Source organism: Helicobacter sp. MIT 14-3879, from assembly GCF_003364125.1.
In genome coordinates, this window is record NZ_NXLP01000003.1 from 124,260 (window position 1) to 145,465 (window position 21,206).

Annotated in this window: 15 protein-coding genes; 11 read left to right on the top strand and 4 right to left on the bottom strand. The window is 28.3% G+C overall.

The window, feature by feature from the left end; all coding sequences use genetic code 11:
- Positions 1 to 186: 186 nt before the first annotated feature.
- From CQA44_RS03310 to metA, 4 genes are read left to right on the top strand one after another with little or no spacing between them, the layout of a single operon-like run.
- Entirely contained in the window at positions 187 to 1,926 is a 1,740-nt protein-coding gene (locus CQA44_RS03310) for a nitrite/sulfite reductase (RefSeq protein WP_115545861.1), read from the top strand.
- A 47-nt stretch (positions 1,927 to 1,973) separates the two neighbouring features.
- Positions 1,974 to 3,263 carry a siroheme synthase gene (locus CQA44_RS03315; protein WP_115545862.1) on the top strand — a complete coding sequence of 430 codons (1,290 nt, stop codon included), beginning with the start codon at positions 1,974 to 1,976 and terminating at the stop codon, positions 3,261 to 3,263.
- 26 nt (positions 3,264 to 3,289) lie between these two features.
- Positions 3,290 to 4,609, top strand: coding sequence for a YeiH family protein (locus tag CQA44_RS03320; RefSeq protein WP_115545863.1), 1,320 nt, complete (start codon positions 3,290 to 3,292; stop codon positions 4,607 to 4,609).
- Between the two features lie 10 nt (positions 4,610 to 4,619).
- Positions 4,620 to 5,495 (top strand): homoserine O-succinyltransferase, encoded by an 876-nt coding sequence (gene metA / locus CQA44_RS03325; RefSeq protein WP_115545864.1) that lies wholly within the window; start codon positions 4,620 to 4,622, stop codon positions 5,493 to 5,495.
- Between the two features lie 8 nt (positions 5,496 to 5,503).
- Here the strand turns inward: metA and CQA44_RS03330 are convergent, their stop codons facing one another.
- Positions 5,504 to 6,469 carry a glycosyltransferase family 2 protein gene (locus CQA44_RS03330; protein WP_115545865.1) on the bottom strand — a complete coding sequence of 322 codons (966 nt, stop codon included), beginning with the start codon at positions 6,467 to 6,469 and terminating at the stop codon, positions 5,504 to 5,506.
- A 7-nt stretch (positions 6,470 to 6,476) separates the two neighbouring features.
- Positions 6,477 to 9,107, bottom strand: coding sequence for a valine--tRNA ligase (locus tag CQA44_RS03335; protein ID WP_115545866.1), 2,631 nt, complete (start codon positions 9,105 to 9,107; stop codon positions 6,477 to 6,479).
- A 90-nt stretch (positions 9,108 to 9,197) separates the two neighbouring features.
- Here CQA44_RS03335 and fliW point away from each other — a divergent pair, with 90 nt between their 5' ends.
- The 7 genes from fliW (at position 9,198) to CQA44_RS03370 (ending at position 17,448) form a co-directional block, all read left to right on the top strand.
- Complete coding sequence (gene fliW, locus CQA44_RS03340) at positions 9,198 to 9,578, top strand: flagellar assembly protein FliW (RefSeq protein ID WP_115545867.1); 381 nt, start codon at positions 9,198 to 9,200, stop codon at positions 9,576 to 9,578.
- Between the two features lies 1 nt (position 9,579).
- Positions 9,580 to 11,577 (top strand): ATP-dependent helicase, encoded by a 1,998-nt coding sequence (locus CQA44_RS03345; RefSeq protein WP_115545868.1) that lies wholly within the window; start codon positions 9,580 to 9,582, stop codon positions 11,575 to 11,577.
- Positions 11,578 to 11,824: 247 nt separating this feature from the next.
- Positions 11,825 to 12,694: a YihY family inner membrane protein gene (locus CQA44_RS03350; protein WP_181881761.1), complete on the top strand. Its 870-nt coding sequence runs from the start codon at positions 11,825 to 11,827 to the stop codon at positions 12,692 to 12,694.
- An 11-nt stretch (positions 12,695 to 12,705) separates the two neighbouring features.
- Positions 12,706 to 13,971, top strand: a complete 1,266-nt coding sequence (locus CQA44_RS03355) for a DNA recombination protein RmuC (protein WP_115545870.1) — start codon at positions 12,706 to 12,708, stop codon at positions 13,969 to 13,971.
- A gap of 135 nt (positions 13,972 to 14,106) precedes the next feature.
- Positions 14,107 to 14,595 carry a cytochrome c nitrite reductase small subunit gene (nrfH, locus tag CQA44_RS03360; RefSeq protein ID WP_115545871.1) on the top strand — a complete coding sequence of 163 codons (489 nt, stop codon included), beginning with the start codon at positions 14,107 to 14,109 and terminating at the stop codon, positions 14,593 to 14,595.
- Between the two features lie 22 nt (positions 14,596 to 14,617).
- A complete protein-coding gene (locus CQA44_RS03365) occupies positions 14,618 to 16,438 on the top strand; it encodes an ammonia-forming cytochrome c nitrite reductase subunit c552 (RefSeq protein WP_115545872.1) in 1,821 nt (606 codons plus the stop codon).
- 86 nt (positions 16,439 to 16,524) lie between these two features.
- Complete coding sequence (locus CQA44_RS03370; RefSeq protein ID WP_115545873.1) at positions 16,525 to 17,448, top strand: hypothetical protein; 924 nt, start codon at positions 16,525 to 16,527, stop codon at positions 17,446 to 17,448.
- Between the two features lie 3 nt (positions 17,449 to 17,451).
- On the opposite strand, the gene CQA44_RS03375 is transcribed toward CQA44_RS03370, so the two are convergent.
- A complete protein-coding gene (locus CQA44_RS03375; RefSeq protein WP_181881762.1) occupies positions 17,452 to 18,147 on the bottom strand; it encodes a tRNA (5-methylaminomethyl-2-thiouridine)(34)-methyltransferase MnmD in 696 nt (231 codons plus the stop codon).
- Between the two features lie 6 nt (positions 18,148 to 18,153).
- On the bottom strand, positions 18,154 to 21,204 hold the full coding sequence (locus CQA44_RS03380; protein WP_115545875.1) for an efflux RND transporter permease subunit: 3,051 nt from the start codon (positions 21,202 to 21,204) through the stop codon (positions 18,154 to 18,156).
- Positions 21,205 to 21,206: the final 2 nt, after the last annotated feature.

Here is a 21,206-nt window from a genome sequence, read left to right on the forward strand (position 1 = left end):
ATTGCTAAAATTGTATGGTTTGAGTTAGAGTAAAAATCATTTTTAGCTTAGCAAAAGGTTTAGCATATTAAATTAAAAAGTAATAGTTGGTTGTAATCGTTATTTATGTGATAAAATTTTTTAAGTATTTTTATTTAAGAATTTACTTTTTACAAAAATAACTAATATAAACTTAAGGACAAGACAATGAGTAATTACAAAATACCAGATTCTGTATTAAAAGATGATTTTATCTCTTTTAAAGAAAGCTATAAAAAATTTATAAATAAAGAAATAGATGAAGCCACCTTTAAGGCAATACGTGTGCCTTATGGTATTTATGAGCAACGTGAAAGAAATACCTATATGATACGTGTCAAAACAAATGGTGGGCAAATTTCACCAAAGCAACTATTAGGATTAAGTAAATTTGCTAAAAAATATGCTAATTTAAAATTACATATTACTACTCGTGGAGGAATTCAGCTTCATTATGCAAAATTAGAAGATTTATGTGAGATTATAGAATCTATGCATAGTATTGGTATTACGGGACGAGGTAGCGGTGGTGGAACTGTTAGAAATATTGCTAGTGACCCACTTTCTGGTGTCGCACAGGATGATGTATTTGATGTTCAACCATATGCAAATGCTCTCACTACTAAAATGCTTGAATTGAAGGATTCTTTTAATCTACCAAAAAAATACAAAATTGCATTTTCTAGCTCTGGAGCCGATAGAGCAATGGCTAGTATTACTGATGTAGGATTTATTGCTAGAATTAAAGATTCTAAAAAAGGTTTTATAGTTTATGTAGCTGGTGGTATGGGTGCAAAAAGTAGGCTTGGATATAAGCTTTTTGATTTTATCCCTGATAATGAGGCATTTTTAGTAGCAGAGGCTGTTAAGCAGATTTTTAATCGTTATGGAGATAGAGAGAAAAAATCCCAAGCAAGATTACGATTTGTAGCAGAAAAGCTTGGAGAAGAAGAGCTTACACGTTTAATACTAGAAGAAATTAGAATTCTTCGCAATAGCATTGATTGGGAGATTAATGTAGAATCTAGCACATTAGAATTACCTATTTTAAATGATTTAGAATTACCTACAATGAATGATTCTCATAAGCTTTGGTGGGATAGATTTGCAAACCCCCAAAAACAAAAAGGATATTTTTACCTAAAAGTGCCTTTAAAGCTTGGAGATATTCCTTGTGAATTGGCAGAGAAACTAGCCATACATTTAGAGGATACACCAAGTGGAAGTATTTGTTTTGCTTCTAATCAAAATTTATATTTAAGACATCTAACACCTAAAAAGGCTCTTGAATTATATTCTTTAATATTAGAGCTTTCTCCTCAAAGCCTTAAACCAACAATTATTGGTGATATGGTGGCTTGCACTGGTGCGGCTACTTGTCAGCTTGGTATAGCACGTCCTCGTGGAGCAGTTCTAGCTATTGAAGAGTATTTATTGCAAAAAAATATTGATTTAGATAGCTTGCAAGGATTTAGAATTCAAATGTCAGGTTGTCCAAATTCCTGTGGTAACCACGCAACAGCAAATTTAGGCTTCTTTGGTAAAGCAAAAAAACAGGGAGATTATTCCTATCCTGCATACAATATTGTTGTTGGAGCAGTTATTGGTGAGGGTAAAACAAGATTTGCTAAAAAAATCGCAGATATTTCAGCATTTAGGCTTCCTGAATTTGTATATGCAGTTTTAAAAACCTATTTAGAAGTAAAAAATATTTATCCACGATTTGAAGACTGGATAGATGCAGATGGTGAAGAAAAAATTATTGCCATTGCTAAAGAGTATAAAGAAATTCCAGATTTTGAACAAGACAAAAGACCTTATTATGATTATACAAGTGATAAACTTTTTGGTGTGTCTATGAAAGAGCGTGGAATTGGTGAAGAAAATAATCTATCTCGTAATAAGTAGGGAAATAAAATGAATTCTAGTGATTATTCTTATAGGGTTGCAAAATTATGAATAGCTTTTCTCTTCCGATTGCTCTAACACCAAAAAAAGTTTTATTAATTGGTGCTGGAAAAATTGCTTATCAAAAATATAAAGTATTGCTAGATTCTAGATGGGAAGTAAATATCGTAGCTAGAGAGATAAGAGCTAAAGAATTTGAAAATATCCCTCTTTGTATGAAGCATATTAACACTAATACAGATCTTTATTTTTTTAGTGAATTTGATTTAATTATTGATGCAAGCGGTGATGAGAAGTTAGGCACTTTTTTATGGAATAATCGCAAGAAGTTAGGATATTTACTAAATGTTGTAGATAAGCCTAATTTATGTGATTTTTATTTTGGTGCTATTGCTCGTTATGATAATGTTAGCATTATGGTTAGCTCTAATGGTGCAAGTCCAATTCTTGCTCAAAGCATTCGTGATAAGATACAAAGGTTAATTCCAAAAACTATTAGTAAATTTTCGCAGAATCTAAAGCTTAAAAGAAAGAATTATTTTAGCAATGAAGAGAAAATGTCAATAAAAAAGCAGTGCTTAGAAAATCTAGGAAAAGTATTCATAATTGGTTGTGGTCCAAATGACTTTACATCTCTTACACTAAAGGCGCTAGAAGTTTTAGAAATTATTGATGTAGCATTAATTGATAATCTTGTAGGAAAAGAAATTTGGGAGTTTTTAGAGAGTGCTGGAGTTGAATGTATAAGTGTAGGGAAACAAAAAGGTAAGCAAAGCTTTAAGCAAGAACAAATTAATGAATTAATGTTGAAATATACTAAAGATGGTAAATGTGTAGGTAGGCTTAAGGGTGGTGATCCTTGTGTTTTTGGTAGAGTGTGGGAAGAAGCAAGTTTCTTACAAGCACATAATGTAAATGTAGAAATGATAAGCGGTATAAGCTCTAGTTTAGCAGGAGCACTTAATAGCGGAATTATTCCAACAATTAGAGGATTAAGTTCTGGAGTATTGATTGTATCAGCGCATTTACGTGAGAGTATATTTCATAGTGAATGGCTACTTTGGCTAAAAGATTCTCCCTATACGCTTATTGTAATGATGGCATATAGTTTTGCAAAAGAAATTTATAGAGATGCAAATAAATTAGGAGTTGATATGACTTTACCCGCAGCTTTTATATCTAAAGTAGATTCTATAAATCAAAAAATTGTTATTGGTAAGCTTTCAGATATTGAAGAGCTTGCTAAAATTTGCGATAAACCTGCAATTTTAATTTTGGGTAAAGTCATAGATTATGCAAAACAAATGCCATATAACGGAACAAAAATTATTATTTAATAAATAAAAAAATATTAGGATTAAAAATGGAAATAGAAAAATGGTATAACAAACAAGATAGTTGGGCAATTATTATTGGATTATTTTTAGTAATAACTATTGCTATATTTTGGAATATAGGCAATATAGGAATTTACGAAATTTTAAGAGTGAAGTTTCAAAGCTGGAGTGGTCTAAATTTCAATAAAAGTTTGCCAAAGGATTATGGCACTCATTTTATTGCACTATATGTATTTTTTAGTGTGTGGTTTTGTGTAGTTGTATATTTTTTGAAGCAAGATATAAAACTATTTTTACTTGGTTTTAGCATTTTATTTATACTCTCATTATTTGTTGGAATGATAAGTTCTAATACTATCTCAAAGCAATATCAATTAGAATCTCCGCTTATTGCATTAATTATAGGTTTAATTCTAAGTAATTTCTTTAGATTGCCAAAATGGTTTGAAGATTCTCTTTTGACAGAGTTTTATGTAAAAATAGGAATTGTTTTAATGGGTGCAACTCTTCCTATAACACTTCTTTTAAATGCTGGAGGAGTAGCTATTATTCAAGCTTGTATTATTACAATTATTACTTTTTTTAGTATATTTTTTATCGCAACAAAAGTTTTTAAACTTGACCCAAGCTTTGGTGCAACCTTAGGTGCTGGAGGTTCAATATGTGGTGTAAGTGCTGCAATTGTTATTGGTAATGCTTGTAAAGCAAAAAAAGAGCATGTTTCAGTTGTAATTAGCATAGTAGTAGTTTGGGCAGTGATAATGGTATTTGTTCTGCCACTACTATGTAGATATTTAGGTCTTGATATGGGTGTAGCTGGAGCTTGGATAGGCACTTCAGAATTTGCTGATGCAGCAGGTATGGCAGCTGCACAATCCCTAGGAGATGATAGAGCCACATCAGCTTTTACATTAATAAAAGTTATTGGTCGTGATATGTTTGTAGGAATTTGGGCAGTGCTAGTAGCATTTTTATCCATTGCTGTGTGGCATAAAGATAGTGGAGTAAAAGTTTGCAAAAAAGATATTTGGGAAAGATTTCCAAAGTTTATTTTAGGTTTTGTGATTGCTTCATTAATCATTACAATTTTTATGTCCTACATTGGAGAGCATAATCATAAAACATTTCAAAAAGAAGGTTTGGGTTTAATAAAAGAATTGCGTAATTGGGTCTTTACTTGGACATTTTTATGTATTGGGTTATCTACACAATTTAGAAAAATTATTCAGGTAGGATATAAACCATTTTTAGCATTTAGCATTGGTGTGGCTATTAATTTACCACTAGGTTTTATCTTATCACAATATATTTTTGTAGATTTTTGGACTAATTTCTTAAAAAACTAAAGGAGGTCTTATGCCACTTATTATTCCAAAAGATATTCCTGCCTATAAATTATTAAAGCAAAATACTTTTATTATGGAGAAAAATAGAGCAAAACATCAAGATATAAGAGCATTAGAGATTTTAATTATAAATCTAATGCCAAAAAAAATTCAAACAGAAAATCAGATTTTATCTCTACTTGCAAATTCTCCTTTACAGGTTAATATTACTTTGCTTTCAACATCAAGTTATGTAGGCAAAAATACTCCAAAAAGTCATTTAGATAGATTTTATAGGAGTTTTGATTATATTAAAAATAGGAATTTTGATGGAGCAATTATTACAGGTGCTCCTATTGAGCACTTAGAGTTTGAAGAGGTTACTTATTGGAGGGAATTAGTAGAAATTATGGATTATTTAAAAAAGCATTGTACAAGTTCGCTTTATATATGCTGGGGGGCTATGGCAGGGCTTTTTTATTTTCATAATATTAAAAAAATTATTTTTAAAGAAAAGCTATTTGGTGTATTTGAACATAATATTATAAATAATGATTTATTACTCTGTGGGCTTGATGATGTAGTAAAAATACCACATTCTAGGCATTCTGGTATAGATGAAAGCAATCTTTCTAATTTAAAAGTATTGCTTAGTGGAGATGAAAGTGGTGCTAGTGTGCTTAGAGATACTAAAGATGTGTTTATTTTAGGACATCCAGAATATGATAAATTTACATTATATGATGAGTATAAAAGAGATTTATTAGAGTTTGATATAAAGCCTCCAAAGAATTATTTTAATTCTTTAGATGAGCCAACATTTTTGTGGCGTTCATCTGCTAGTGTGATTTTTAGTAATTGGCTTAATTTCTATGTATATCAAGATACTCCATTTATTTTAAATTAGGTTTAGATTTAATCTTGGTATTCTATAAAATAATGGGGTCTATTTTTGCTTTGCTCATAGATTTTGCCGATGTATTCTCCAATTATTCCAATCATTATTATCTGCAATCCACCAAAAAATGATATTAGAACAATTAAGCTAGTATATCCTTTCACAGGATTTCCAAACATTAATGTTGATATAAGCATATAAGACCCATATATTGAGGCAAATAGAAATATTAAGATTCCAATAAATGTGATAATTCTAAGAGGCGTTATAGAAAAGCTAATAATTCCTCCTATTCCATAAGATAATAGCTTTAAAAAACTCCATTTACTTTCTCCTTCATTCCTATCTATATACTCATATTCTAAATACTTTTTTTCATACCCTATAAATTCAAATATACCCTTTGAAAATCTATGGTACTCATTAACCTGCATAATAGATTCTAATACCTCACGATCCATGAGTCTAAAATCACGTACTCCAGAAATAAGCTTAACATTGGAAATTAAATTATTTATTTTATAAAATAGCTCTGAAAAATATACCCTAAATTTAGACTCTCCTATTCGATTTTTACGCTTTGCAATAATCATTTTTAATTTGCCATCATTTTTTACATATATATCAATCATCTCATAAAGCAATGATGGTGGGTCTTGCAAATCACAATCCATTATAGTAATTAATTCCTTATTAGAATTTTTTAATCCCGCTAGCATTGCTGCTTCTTTTCCAAAATTACGAGATAGTTTTATAAGTCGTATATTTTTGTCTAATGCTTTGATTTTTTTAATTTCTTCTATACTAGAATCTGTGCTTCCATCATCTACAAATATTATTTCATAATCAAAATTTTTTATACTATTTTGTGAAATATTTTCTAGCTGCCCCCCCCCATAACCTATCATAGTATCATAAAAATTTTTAATATTATTGCTTTCATTAAAGCAAGGAACTATAATACTTATAGATATATCTTTCATTTTAGCCTCACTTAAGTAATTGTAGTTCTAAATTTAATTTTTCTAGCTTTATTTTTGCTTCATTTAATGCAATAGAATTAGATTCTATTAATTCTTTTGGTGCATTTTTAAGAAAATTATCATTACTTAACATAGATTCTAGCTTATTTATTTCGACATTAATTTTTTCTTTTTTCTTTTGTAATTTTGCTTTCAATTCATCTTTATTAATATTATTTGTTGGAATATAGACTTCACAAAATTCACCAATATCAATAATACAATCATCAATCTTAGAATCTACTATTTCTACATTAGTTACTTTTGCACTCTTTGAAATAAAAGTTATTAGATTTATATCTATATTCTTACTTAACCTTACATAGCATATATCTATATTTTTATTCCCTAAGTTAAGAGGGATTTTAGCTCTTCTAATAGAAGTAATCACATCTTTTAACATCTCAAAATCTTCATTAGAATTAATATTTTCTTTATATTTTGGGAATCTCTCAAGCATTATAGATGATGAATTTTCTAGTGTATTTCCATTTATACTTTGAAATGCAAATTCACTTAAAAATGGCATAAATGGATGAAGTAATTTCATTGCTTCTTTAAATATAAATCCAAGTTCAAAAACAGCATCTTTTTGTGTTTTTACAAACTCAATCCCCCAGTCACAAAAATCATTTAATAAAAACTTGTAAATTGCTCCTGCTGCATCATTAAATCTATAATTTTCTAAATTAAAGATAACATCTTTTACACAAATATTGAATCTCTCAAATATATATTTACCTAGCTTAGTTTTGATACTTTCAAGGTCTTTTATAAACTCACCATTTTGTTGCTTTTTATAAAGTAATAAAAAGTTTAGTGCATTTTGCACCTTCAAAGATAGTGCATTACCTATTTCTAAGCTAGATTTACCAATCTTAATATCCCTTCCTTGAATGCAGTAATAAGCTAAACTAAAGCGTAAAATATCACTACTATAATCCTCTATTAAATCAATGGGATTTATTACATTACCCTTTGATTTACTCATTTTTTTACCAAGCTCATCACAAACTAAAGCGTGAAGATAAATATCTTTAAACGGTAGTTTTTTTAATATATTTTGTGAGCTAAATAGCATTCTTGCAACCCAAAAAAACAAAATATCAAAACTTGTAATTAATAACGAATTAGGGTAAAAATCATCTAAATCGCTTTTATTATAAAGCTTTTCTTTACTATTTTTAGCTTCTAGTTCATTTCCCCAACCAAGAGTGCTAAAAGCCCATAACCCAGAGCTAAACCAAGTATCTAACACATCTTCATCTTGCCTCATTTCACAACCACAAGCTTTGCAAACTTCATTATTATTAACTGAAGCAATTGTAATATCACATTTATCACAATAAAATATTGGGATTCTATGCCCCCACCATAATTGACGCGATATACACCAAGGACGTAATTCATTCATCCATGCATTAAAATTATTAATCCATTGATTTGGATAAAATTTACACTCACCATTATTAACAAGTTTAATAGTCTCATTTGCAATATCTTTTTTTACAAACCATTGCTTTGAAATATATGGCTCTACAATATTTCCACATCGATAGCATCTGCCAACTTGATTTTTATAAGATTCTATTTTTTCAATAAAGCCTCTCTCTTGTAATTTTTCTACTATTTTATCTCTTGCCTCTAGTCTCTCAAGTCCGCTAAATTCTCCACAATTAGAGTTTAATATCCCAAATTTATCAAAAACAGTTATAAATTCTAGGTTATGCCTTTTGCCAACCTCATAGTCATTTATATCATGTGCAGGAGTAACTTTAACACAGCCTGTTCCAAACCCCATATCAACATAACTATCAGCAATAATTATTATTTCTTTATTAACTAGAGGCAAAATTACTTTTTTACCGATTAAATGCTTATATCTCTCATCATTTGGATTTACCATAACAGCAGTATCGCCAAAAAATGTTTCTGGACGTGTTGTAGCCACAATAATATAATTAGATTCTTGTTTAGAATTATCATTTTTTATAGGGTATCTTAGATAATAAAGCTTTCCTTTGTTTTCTTCATACTCAACCTCAATGTCGCTTAATGCACCATCGTGAGTGCACCAATTAACCATATAATTACCTTGATAAATTAAACTTTCGTTATACCATTTAACAAAGGCTTTTTTAACAGCGTTTTGGAGACCTTTATCCATAGTAAATCTAGTTCTACTCCAATTTGCAGATACGCCAAGTCTCCTTAATTGTGATAATATAGTAGAGCCGCTTTCTTCTTTCCATTTCCATACCTCTTTAATAAATTCATCTCTACCAATATCTTCTTTTTTTATACCCTTTGAAAGCAACTTTCTTTCTACAACATTTTGTGTAGCAATTCCTGCGTGGTCAATGCCCGGTTGCCACAATGTGCGATATCCTTGCATTCTCTTAAACCTAACAATAATATCTTGCAAACTATAAGTTAGTGCATGTCCCATATGTAAGAATCCTGTTACATTTGGAGGAGGCATCATAATGCTAAAGTTTTTTCCATTATCTATATTTTTATTAGAATCTAGTTCAAAATACCCTCTATTTTCCCATATTGAATAATATTTTTGTTCAACTTCTTTTGCATTATATATCATAGATAAACCTTATTTTTAGTGGTATAGATTTTGCTTATAATAAACATATTGGAATTTTATCCAAAAACAATATTAAAAAGGAAACATAAAGTGAATTTTGAAATTGTAATGCCAATACTTGGCTTTGAAGATTTAAAAGAAGTGGAATTAAGAGAAGTTGATTATAATTTTGCAATATTAAGGGCAAACAATGGTGTTAGCTGGAGTCTTGTAAATCCCTATGTTTTAAGGGAAGATTATGGTTTTAGCTTATCAATTCAATCACAAATTTTATTAGATATTAAAAAAGATTCTACCCTTAAAGTTTATTGTATGATGATTTTGCAAAAACCATTAGAGGATTCTAAAATAAACTTTTTATCCCCTCTAGTATTTAATTTTAATAATAAAAAAGTATTACAATTTCATTGTCAATCAGATGAATACCCGAACTTTGTAAAACTAGAATCTCTAAAATATTTTGTAAAATAAATTGCCTCTTAGATTACTAAATAATGAGCAATTAGAAGCTTGTAAAGCTAGTTTTGGACATAATCTAATAATAGCTTCTGCAGGGACGGGCAAAACATCTACCATTGTAGGCAGAATCTCATATTTATTAAATTCTGGTATACATCCTAGCGAGATTTTATTGCTTACTTTTACCAATAAAGCGTCTTTAGAGATGATTGCTAGACTAGAGAGATTTTTTGATAAAAATATTACAAAACAGCTTCTAGCAGGGACATTTCACTCAATAGCATATAGATATTTAAAAGAGCATACAAATATTACATTAAAGCAACCACGAGAATTAAAGATTCTTTTTAAAAGTATATTTAATGCAAGGCAGTTTGATAACTCTACACCTCACTACAAAGCAGAATATTTATATGATTTAATATCACTTTATTTAAATTCTTATAATGGAGATTTTAAGGATTTTATAGAATCTAAAAATAAAGAACACAAGATTCATAGCAATATTTATAAGGATTTATTTTTAGAGTTTATTGATATAAAAAGGCAGTATAACTACGCATCTTATGATGATTTATTAATTTTATATAAAGAAAAAGTGCAAATTGATGAAATCTCATTTTGTGAGGTGTTAGTAGATGAATATCAAGATACAAACTACTTGCAAAATAGCATAATAAGTGCATTTAATACAAAATCTCTATTTTGTGTTGGTGATTATGACCAAAGTATTTATGCTTTTAATGGCTCAGATATTAGTATTATTGCAAGTTTTAAAGATAGATATAAAAATGCAAAAATTTATAGTTTAAATAAAAATTATCGCTCTAGTAGAAAAATTATAGATATTGCAAATAATGTAATAATAAATAATCCTAGGATTTATCCCAAAAACCTAGAAGTGCTGAAAGATAAAATAGATTCTAATGTAGAATTATTTAGCTTTAGCAATACAAAAGAACAATACAGCTACATTGCAAAGCATATTTCAAGTTCTAAAACTTCACTAAGTGATATTGCAATTATTTTTAGAAATAATACAAGTTCAGATTATATAGAAGCAAATTTGAGAGAATATGGCATAGGTTGTAAAAAAAAAGGAGGCAAAAGCTTTTTTGAAAGCAAGGAGATAGCAGTTTTTATTGATATTTTGAGCCTATTTTTTAATAAAAAAGATATGATGGCTTTTGTCAATGTAATCTCTAATGGCATTGGCATTGGCGAGGTTATGGCAAAAGATATTTATGATTGTTTAATATTATTAGGAGATGGTGATTTAATAAATGGACTTTTAAATCCAAGAGAGGATATAAATCCATACCAAGGCAAGTTACGAAATACTCAATTAGGACTTTTTGATAATTTATTTATCAAAGAAGATTCTTCTAGGTTTAATAGATATATAAGTATAAACTTTGCCTCTCATCCGCTTCTCTCACATAATAAACTAAATTCTAAAAGTGCTATATTTTTAGATAAATTTTATAACTTATTTTTATATAAAAAACCTAGCCTAGATTCCTTATTTTTACATGTTTTAAATAGTGAATTTTTTAAAGAAATTAAATTATTAATTGCTCAAAATCGAATTAAAAATAAATTTAAATCTCTAGATTCTTCTAAGATTGATGAATTTATTTTTATGATTGATAAGAAACTCTCAATTTTGTATAATCTCTCAAAATCCTATGATAATTTAGCAAACTTTTTAAACTCAATTAAACTAAATAGTGCAGAATCTAGCAGTGGAGAGGGAGTAAATCTCCTTACAATTCACGCTTCAAAAGGATTAGAGTTTGAAGATGTATATATTATTGACTTAATGGAAGGAAGATTTCCAAATACAAAATTAATAGCAAAAACAGGTAGCTTGGAGGAAGAAAGAAGACTATTTTATGTAGCTACAACAAGAGCAAAAACTAATATATACTTTTCTTTTGCTTATAAAGATTTAAATAAAAATATTAATTACATTCCATCTATATTTTTAAAAGAAGCTGGTTTAGTTTAGAATGATAGGAGTTTATTTGATATAGAAAGTTAGTTTAGATAATTTAGTTATTTAGATTTAGCAAGCTAAGAAGTGTTTAATATAACTTGAAACTTTTATTAAAACTATCAAGCAATCAAAAGATATTAACAAGTAAGTAAGCTTTAAATTAACTATAACCTAAATATTTTTAAAATTCCGTTTGTTACATAGTTAAAATACCTATAAAATACTATAATTATATTAATTGCTATTTAAAGAGGAAAAATTGATTAACAATTTATATGAAAAAGTTATTGAAATAAAAAATATATTAGGCATTGCTTTAATCAAAATAAAAGCTAGAATCTTAGAATTTATATTATTTTTTAATAATGTTGAAACTTATGCTGCATCACTTAGTCTATACACACTCTCTGCAATTGTTCCTATAATAATTGTTATTTTATCTATTCTAGTTTCTGTTCCAAACTTTAAATTGCAAGTAAGTGCTATTAAAAATATTATTCTATCAAATATCTCTCCTGCAAATACTGAAGTAATTTCTAGCTATTTAGACCAGTTTATGAATAATTCTAAGTCTCTTGGAATGAGTGCATTTATATACGCATTATTTGCTTCTGTTTTATTTTTTAGGAATCTTGAAAATATATCATCAAAATTATTTGAATCTAAAAAAAGGACATTCTTTGATGCATTAATTGTATATTGGGCATTAATGACTTTATTCCCAATAGGAATTGGATTTAGTCTATATTTTAGCCTAGAATTTCAAACAATATTAAATAAAAGCCATTTTGCTAATTTAATTAATTTTATGGATTTTTTACCATATATCTCAATTTGGATTTTATTTTTTATATTATTTAAGATTCTATCAAATAAACCTCTCCCATTTGCTTCACTTTTACTTTCATCTTTAATTACTATGATTGTATGGAGTGTATTAAAATGGGCATTTATGTATTATGTATTTTTCAATAAAGCTTATAGCACGATATATGGTTCATTTTCTATTGTAATGTTTTTTATACTTTGGATTTATTGCTCATGGATTGTTGTATTGTATGGAATGAGGCTAACTCAAGGCTTTATTACCAATTTTGGTGGTAAAAAAGATGATAGTATTATGATATAGAGGAAAAAGCTATGATTTATATTTTATTGTTTCTAATTATTTTAACTATAATGTTTAGCATTTATTGCATATTTTTATACATAAAACAAAAAAAATTATTAGAAAAAAACAAGATTTTAGATTCTACTATTAAGTTTAATGAAGTGCGAATAAATTCATTAGAAAGTAGTATAGATGAAATAAATAATGAGAATAAAAAGCTTATAGAAGAGAGGGCTAATCTTAAAACTTCATTAGAATATGAAAAGAAAATAAATGAAGATAAATTAAAAGACTTCCAAAATTTAAAAGAACAAAGTAAAAATGAATTTAAGATTTTATCACAGGATATTTTAGAAGAAAAAATTAATCTACATAAACAAAGTCAAAAAGAAAACCTAGATATTATTTTAAAACCATTACAAAACCAAATAGATACTTTCAAAAAAAGAATTGATGAAATACATAATGATGATATAAAAGAAAGAAGCACATTAATTAGCGAAATAAAACATCTAAAAGACTTAAACATAAAAATCTCTCAAGATGCTACAAATCTCACTAATGCCTTAAAAGGAAACAACAAAACACAAGGCAATTGGGGAGAGATAATTTTAGAAAAGTTACTCCAAGATTCTGGTCTAATCAAGGATAGAGAATACATATTACAACAAACTTATAAAAATGAAGAAGGGAATTATCTCCGCCCCGATGTAATTATACAACTACCAAATAACAAAAAAATAATAATAGACTCTAAAGTTTCATTAATTAATTATGAAAGATTGTTAAGTAAGACAACTACAAACAAAGATGATTTAAATATACATATAATCTCTTTAAGAAACCATATAAAAGAATTAAGCAAGAAAAATTATGAAAATTTGCTTGGTGGCTCTAGTTTAGATTTTGTATTAATGTTTATACCAATAGAAGGCGCTTTCTTAGATGCGCTTAGATATGATAATGAATTATTTTTATTTGCCTATAATAAAAATATCATTCTAGTTAGTCCAACGACATTATTAGCAACTCTAAGAACCATTAATAATATTTGGCAAAATGAAAGACAAAATAATAATATGCAGGAAATATTGGATACTGCAACTAGTCTTTATGATAAATTCAGAGGATTCTATGAAAATATCGAAAAAATAGGTGATGGTATAAAAAGGATAGATGATATTTATCATAAATCAATCAATCAGCTAAAAGAAGGCAAAGGCTCAATATATTCAAAAATAGAAAAATTAGAAGAACTTGGAATTAAAGTTAAAAATAAACTTCCACAAAAATAAATATAGATTACTCTAAAACAAAACTACATATTAATATTTTTTAAGTTTTATTGACTTATATCAATAATTAAAATTTCTTTAATAGTATCATTATATGGTGTTTTGAAGACTTTTACATAGCACAGGAGGGTGTTTTTGAAAAACAACATTAAAAAACCTATTCCTATTCTTACTTTAGCAGTTATTATAGCTGTTGGCTTTGTTGTTGGTGCAGGATCATTTACATTTTGGTATGCAAAAGGATTTTCGTATTTCAGTAACGATTCTAAGGCTTGTAATAATTGTCATGTTATGAATGAGGTATATAAGGATTGGAGTATAGGTAGCCATAAGAATTATGCTACTTGTAATGATTGCCATATTCCTGATGGTTTTGTTTCTAAGTGGCTTACAAAAGCTCAAAGTGGTTTTAGTCATGCCTATTCTTTTACATTAAAAGATATAGAAAGCAACCTTAGTGCCACACAAAAAAGCAAAACTATCGTGCAAGAAAATTGTATAAGATGCCATTCAAATATGGTTAGTAGCGTGGTTAATCCAACTACAAAAATAGTGCATAATTATGATAAATCACTAAGCTGTGTTTCGTGCCATAAAAATATAGGACATATAAGAAATTTTTAATTTTATTTAGGGAGGACAAGATATGAAAAAATCATTAATATTACCCATTGTGCTTATCTTTGCGATAGTTATAGGCATTGTTATAGTAATGTTGGTTGTAAATATAAGCTCTAAGAAAGCTGAAGAAATGGCTTTATCACCAAAAAGTGTTGTAGAATTAAGTGATGATAATCCAACTTTTGATTTTTGGGGTAAAAACTATCCAGAGTATCTTGATATGTATTTAACTGTTGAAAAAGAACAGCCAAAAAATACAAATTTTGGAGGAAATCAAGCTTATAGTAAGTTAATAAGATACCCTCAACTTACTATACTTTGGGCTGGATATCCATTTAGTATTGATGCAAACGAAGAAAGAGGACATTTTTGGATTCAAGTAGATCAAATGGAGACTGCAAGAAATAATAAAGATTTTTTAAATGCACATGGCTTTAAAGCATTTGGAGGACAACCAACTGCTTGTATGAATTGCCATAGTGGTTGGTCTCCTTGGTTATATAAAAATGTAGCAAAGGGTGATTGGGTAGCATTTAATTCAACAAAATATTGGACTATGATTAAAAATATCCCCGCTGTAAATGGGATAAAAGAAAATTCTGAAGCACATAGTGGTGCTCACGGAGGTAAAAGAATGGGGGTAACATGCGCTGATTGTCATAATCCAGCAGATATGAGCCTTAGAATAACAAGACAAGCACTAATTAATTCATTAGTTATGAGAGGTTATGAAAAAGATCCTATTCAAGGTATAAAAGCAGAAAGAAATGAAATGAGAACCTTAGTCTGTGCTCAATGTCATGTTGAATATTATTTTAAACCAACAGGAAATAAAGTGAAAGTTATAGGTGAAAGCATTGCTAATGATTCGTCTAAAAAATGGTTTGATGGCACTCAAAAAACTTATGATGAATTTGATTCTTGGAGAAATGGAAACAAAGCAGTAGAAATTCAAGCAGATGGAATAGAATTAATATTCCCTTGGAGTGCTTGGGAAAAAGACAAACCATTTAGAATTGAAATGTTTGATGAGCATTATGAAAAAATAAGAAATTTAGATGCAGGAAAAGCATTTAAAGCAGATTGGATTCATAAAGACACAAAAGCCCCTATGATAAAGATTCAACATCCAGAATATGAGCTATATAGCGGCAGTGTGCATGCTGCAAATAATGTTAGCTGTGCAGATTGTCATATGCCTTATATAAGAAAAGGTGCTAAAAAAGTAACTCAACACAATATCACATCGCCTTTATTTGACATAAATAGCTCTTGTAAAACTTGCCACAATCAAAGCGAAGAAAAAATTAGATATCAAGTCGCAGATATTCAAAAATCTATTGCGTTTGATTTAAGAAGTGCAGAATACGCTACTGTTAGCTTAATTTGGGATATTAAAAAAATTAGAGAGGCTCTAATAAAACAAGGTAAAAGTGAAGAACAAATCAATGAAGTTTTAAAAGAGCCTATGGAATTACATAGAAAAGGTCAAATGAGAGGAGATTTTGTTGGTGCGGAAAATTCTACAGGATTTCATAATCCAAGAGAAGCTAGCAGAATGCTAGTTCAAGCTGTTGAAATGGCAAGACTAGGACAAGCAAAATTAGCCACAATAGCGACAAAGTATGGTATTGAGTATAAACCAAGTGAAGCTACATTTGAAGAAATACAGAAATTTAACCCAGGTGAAATTAAATATAAAGTTGATTTAAATGGACATAAGGCTGGGGATAGATATTATAAAGATAAAAAAGTAAATGGTAACCCACCTAAAGACTTACTAGAGCTTGATAAAGATATTAAGCCTTATTTGCATACAAAAGTAGATTCTACAATAAATAAATAATATAAATTTAGTTAGCAAATAAAATTTGCTAACTAGGAACTTTAAACCTATCTTTGCTATCATTATTAAAAACTAGAGACTTTTGAATGAAAAAAATAATTTTTAGCATAATATTTATTTTACTAACATCTGCATTGTTTTTATTTATAGCAAATGAGTATATAAAAAGATTAGAAATTAAGGCAATAATTAATTATATTGATGCTTTAAAAGATGAGCTTAAAGAGTATTTATTAAATATAACACATTCTGATGTCGCTTGCATTGGGTTTATAAAACATAGCTGTAATATAAAAAATATAGAAATAGAATCTAAAAAATCTAAAATAATATTAGAGAATGTAAGATTATCTATTATAAACCTTTCATTTAAGCAAATAGGAGTAGAAGCAAGTATAGATAAAATATCACATAATATAACACAAAATCCATATTTTGTGTTTATACCAGAAAGGTTAATATATCATATAAATTTAAAAAAAGAAGATTCTGCTCTAGGATATATAATGCTTAATCGACACCTTTATTTAGACTTTAATAAATTTAATATAGATATTAATTTTGATATTTTATTGCGTGATAATCTATTTAGAAATAAAAATATAATATTTTTATTAAAAGAGTGGTTTAATACTAATACGCCTAGTTTTTATGAATATAGCTTGGATAGTTTAAATATAGAAGTAAATGCAAATAACATAAATGATTTTTATAATAAACATTTTAATAATTACAATCTTTTATTGTCTAATATTATTACAGAGCTATCAAATAGCTTTACAAAAAATATGCTTAATAATAAAGGAATTTTTAAGAGTTTTATGAACTTATCTTATGAGTTATTAAATGATAAATTAAAAAATATAATTTTAAATGTAAAACGAAAAAATAATAAATTAATATTTTTTAATATACTAAGCGATGAGGCATCTACAAAAAAGATTGCAGAAATAGAACAAGTCTTAAACTCTATAAATGATACATATAAAATAACTATAAATAAAAAATAATTATTATGTAATTTTATAGAGACTGATGCAATCTATTTTATCAGATTTTAAATTTTGTTTTGAAAGGATTGTGCCATTTTTTAGAGTTCCACATCGCATATCATATACATTAAAGCCACAATTCATACAAATATTTCTAATTTTTTTACTAGAAGTATAAGTGCTAATTACTCCATTATCTTTTAATAATAAAAATAATGTTTTAAAATAATCGTTGCTCCAAAGTTCATCATTTTTACTAGGGCTAAAAGCATCTTGATAAATAATATCAAAAGAATCTAATTTTAGTTTCTTTATATATGATAAAGCATCACCTATAAATATCCTAAGAGTAGAATCTGAAAAATAAAATATTTTAGATTCTAATAATAAAGGCAGAGAAAAGTTATTTTGTAAGATTTTTGGGTATTTAAAATATTTTAACTTTTGTAATAAAGCAATATCTTTTTCAACAGAATAAATATTAATACTAAAATTATATCTTTTTGCATAAAGTAGGCTAAAAAATGAGTTATAACCCAATCCAAAACAAATATCTAATATATTTAGCCCTTCTTTTATATTTTGTAGATTAAAAGTAGGAATTATATGTTTATATAAGCTCTCTAAAATTGCACCATCTTTTAAACTATGGTAGTAATCTTTATATTCTCTATTATAGAGACTAAAGCTACCATCACTAGTTTTACAGTAATCCAAAATTTATTACTTAAATTTTAGATTCTTAGCATAAATTTTTCTAACTACATCATCAACAGGAGCCATAATTTTATAAAATGCAGGCACAGCAAGCAAGCTTAGGAACATAGAAACAATCAATCCTCCTATCATTGAAATCCCTATTGGAAACTTCATAGCAGAACCCGCACCACTAGATATAGCTAGAGGAATCATACCAAATACCATTGCAAAAACTGTCATAAGTATAGGTCTTAATCTAGATTCTCCAGCTAAGATAATAGCCTCATTAATATCTTTGCCCTTTGCCCTAAATTCATTTGCCATATCTACAATAAGTGTAGCATTTTTTCCAACAACTCCCATTAATACCATAAGCCCAATTAAACCAAACATAGAGAGACTATTGCCTGTAACCCATAGACCTATAAAAGCCCCAGAAAAAGATAATGGAAGAGTTATCATAATAATTATTGGCTGCACTAAAGACTCATATAAGGCTGCTAAGATTAAATATATTAGTATAAATGCTGTTGCTATTGCTATACCAATTTGTATTAATGTGTCTGTAGCGTATTTTGCCTGACCATCGAGAGTATAATTTGTCCCATTTACTAACCATTCATTCTTTTTAAGCTCTATCTCTTTTAAAATTTTATTTAAATCACTTTGTTTTTGGTCTATATTTCCATAAATTGTTATACTTCTTTCCCTGTCATATCTCTTAATTGAAGCAGGTAAAGAAGTCTCTTTTATATCAATTAAGCCATCTACAAAAATCATCTTTCCATCTGCATTTGGAATCTGTAAGTATTTCAAATCTTCTAGTGTTTTTCTATCTTTATCTGGAACTCTTAGGACTATATCATATTCTTTAGAATTTTCTCTATAATAAGAGATTTTACTCTCACCTGAAAATGCAGAGCTAACAGCTGCACCAATTGCTTGAGAACTTATATTATTTCTATTTGCGTTTTGTCTTAATATACTAATCCTATATTCTGGGGCATAATCTGGTGTATCTGTTCTAACATCTGTAATACCTTTTGTTTGTTTTAATAGTGATACTAAATTATTTGCAGATTTTGTAACATTTTCTTGAGCATCTCCTTTTATAATAACTTGCAATGGAGCATTATTACCACCACCAAGGGTAGAAATTTCAGAAATTGCAATAGTAAAGTCTTTAAATTGTTGTTTTAGTTTAGCTCTTAAATCTGCCATAATTGCAAATTGACCTCTACCTTTCCTGTCTTTTTGATCAACTAAATGAACATAAATTTTAGAACGATACGCATTTTGGAGAGAGTTATAACCAATCTGAACACTAGCTGAATCAATAGCTTTATCTTCTATAACAACATCATAAATTTTAGACATTTTTTCTTTCATATAATCTAATGTAATACCGGGACTTGTCTCTACAAATATATTAAATTCTCCTGTATCTTCTGGAGTCATAAAATTAAATCCAACTCTTGAAACCAACAATAAAGAAAGTATAAAAAATATAAGCACAAGAAGTAATGTGATAAATTTAAATCTAATAACTAATTTAACCATTTTTACATAAATATTATCTAGTCCTCTAAAAAATGGCTCTGTAATAGTGTAAAACCTACTAACTTTTGTGCTAACTACAAGAGAGCTAACCATAGGTATAACAGTGATAACAACAAAGTAAGAGATTATAATTGCCGCAGTAACGGTTAATGCAAATGATTGAAGAATTCTTCCTATCATCTCTCCCATTGAGGCGATAGGCACAAAAACTGATAAAAGCATAGCAGAAATTGCAATAATAGCAAATCCAATCTCTTTTACACCTTCATATGCTGCTTCTAATCGTGGCATACCTTTTTCTAGCTTTTTATGTATATTTTCGATAACAACAATAGCATCATCTATAATAATACCAATAGCAAGCGTTAAGGCTAACATAACTAACATATTTAAACTCTGTCCCATAGCTTGAACAAATGCAAATGTCCCAATAATAGAAATTGGAAGACTTATTGCCGCAACAATAGTCATAGTAAAGCTTCTTAAGAACAAAAATACTATTGAGGTTGCAAGTATTGCCCCAAGTAATAGGTCAAATTTTACTTCATCAATTGAATGCTGTATATAAGTAGTAGTATCACTCAAAATTTCAATATCGAAATCTTTTAATTGCTCTCTTAAGCTTGGTAATATATCACGAACTGCCTGTGCTATCTCAATATCATTTTTACCAGCAATTTTTTGCACTTCAAAAACAACACCATTCTTTCCATTAACAGAGGCATAGGTAGTATCCTCACTAATATAATCTACTACTTCTGCTATATCACCGAGTTTTACATTATTAGTAATTCTAATCTGTTTTAAGTCATCAACACTCTTTGCAATTGCATCAGTTGTTACAACCCACTCTTTTTTATCTGTTCTTATTTTACCACCACTAATTTCAACATTTTCTTCTCCTACTATTGATGCTAATTGAGAATAAGTTATGTTGTATTTATTCATTAAAGAAATATCAGGATAGATTCTAATTGTCCTACTTCTATAACCTATTTTGTTTGTCCCTGCCACACCAGAAATTCTCTCTAGTTTAGGTTCAATAACTTGTTTTGCTACTTTCATAAGAGTTGCATCATTAACTTTATCACTACTAACAAATACGCTAATGATAGGTGAAGAGGAACTATCAAATTTTTGAATTATAGGGTTTCTAATAATTGGGTCATCAAAATTAACAGAACCAACTTTATCTCTTAAGTCGCTCATAGCCTCTTCTTTTGGTTTTTCTAATTTAAATGAAGCAATAACCAATGATACACCTTGAGAGGTAATTGATGTAATTTTATCCATTCCATCAATACCTCCTAATGCTTCCTCTATTTTATCAGTTACCTCTGTTTCGACAATCTCAGCATTTGCCCCAGGATAAGTTGTCATAACCATAGCCACAGGAAAGTCAATATCTGGCCAAAGAGCTACTGGGAATCTAAAGAGTGCTAATATCCCAAAAAATATCAACATTAACCCAAAAACAAGGGTTAATATCGGTTTTGATATTGCTATTTTATACATTG

Excerpts from the sequence above, each read along its gene's own strand:
- CQA44_RS03310 (WP_115545861.1), top strand. The coding sequence starts at position 187 with ATGAGTAATTACAAAATACCAGATTCTGTATTAAAAGATGATTTTATC.
- CQA44_RS03315 (WP_115545862.1), top strand. The coding sequence starts at position 1,974 with ATGAATAGCTTTTCTCTTCCGATTGCTCTAACACCAAAAAAAGTTTTA.
- CQA44_RS03320 (WP_115545863.1), top strand. The coding sequence starts at position 3,290 with ATGGAAATAGAAAAATGGTATAACAAACAAGATAGTTGGGCAATTATT.
- metA (WP_115545864.1), top strand. The coding sequence starts at position 4,620 with ATGCCACTTATTATTCCAAAAGATATTCCTGCCTATAAATTATTAAAG.
- CQA44_RS03330 (WP_115545865.1), bottom strand. The coding sequence starts at position 6,469 with ATGAAAGATATATCTATAAGTATTATAGTTCCTTGCTTTAATGAAAGC.
- CQA44_RS03335 (WP_115545866.1), bottom strand. The coding sequence starts at position 9,107 with ATGATATATAATGCAAAAGAAGTTGAACAAAAATATTATTCAATATGG.
- CQA44_RS03355 (WP_115545870.1), top strand. The coding sequence starts at position 12,706 with ATGATTTATATTTTATTGTTTCTAATTATTTTAACTATAATGTTTAGC.
- CQA44_RS03365 (WP_115545872.1), top strand. The coding sequence starts at position 14,618 with ATGAAAAAATCATTAATATTACCCATTGTGCTTATCTTTGCGATAGTT.
- CQA44_RS03370 (WP_115545873.1), top strand. The coding sequence starts at position 16,525 with ATGAAAAAAATAATTTTTAGCATAATATTTATTTTACTAACATCTGCA.
- CQA44_RS03380 (WP_115545875.1), bottom strand. The coding sequence starts at position 21,204 with ATGTATAAAATAGCAATATCAAAACCGATATTAACCCTTGTTTTTGGG.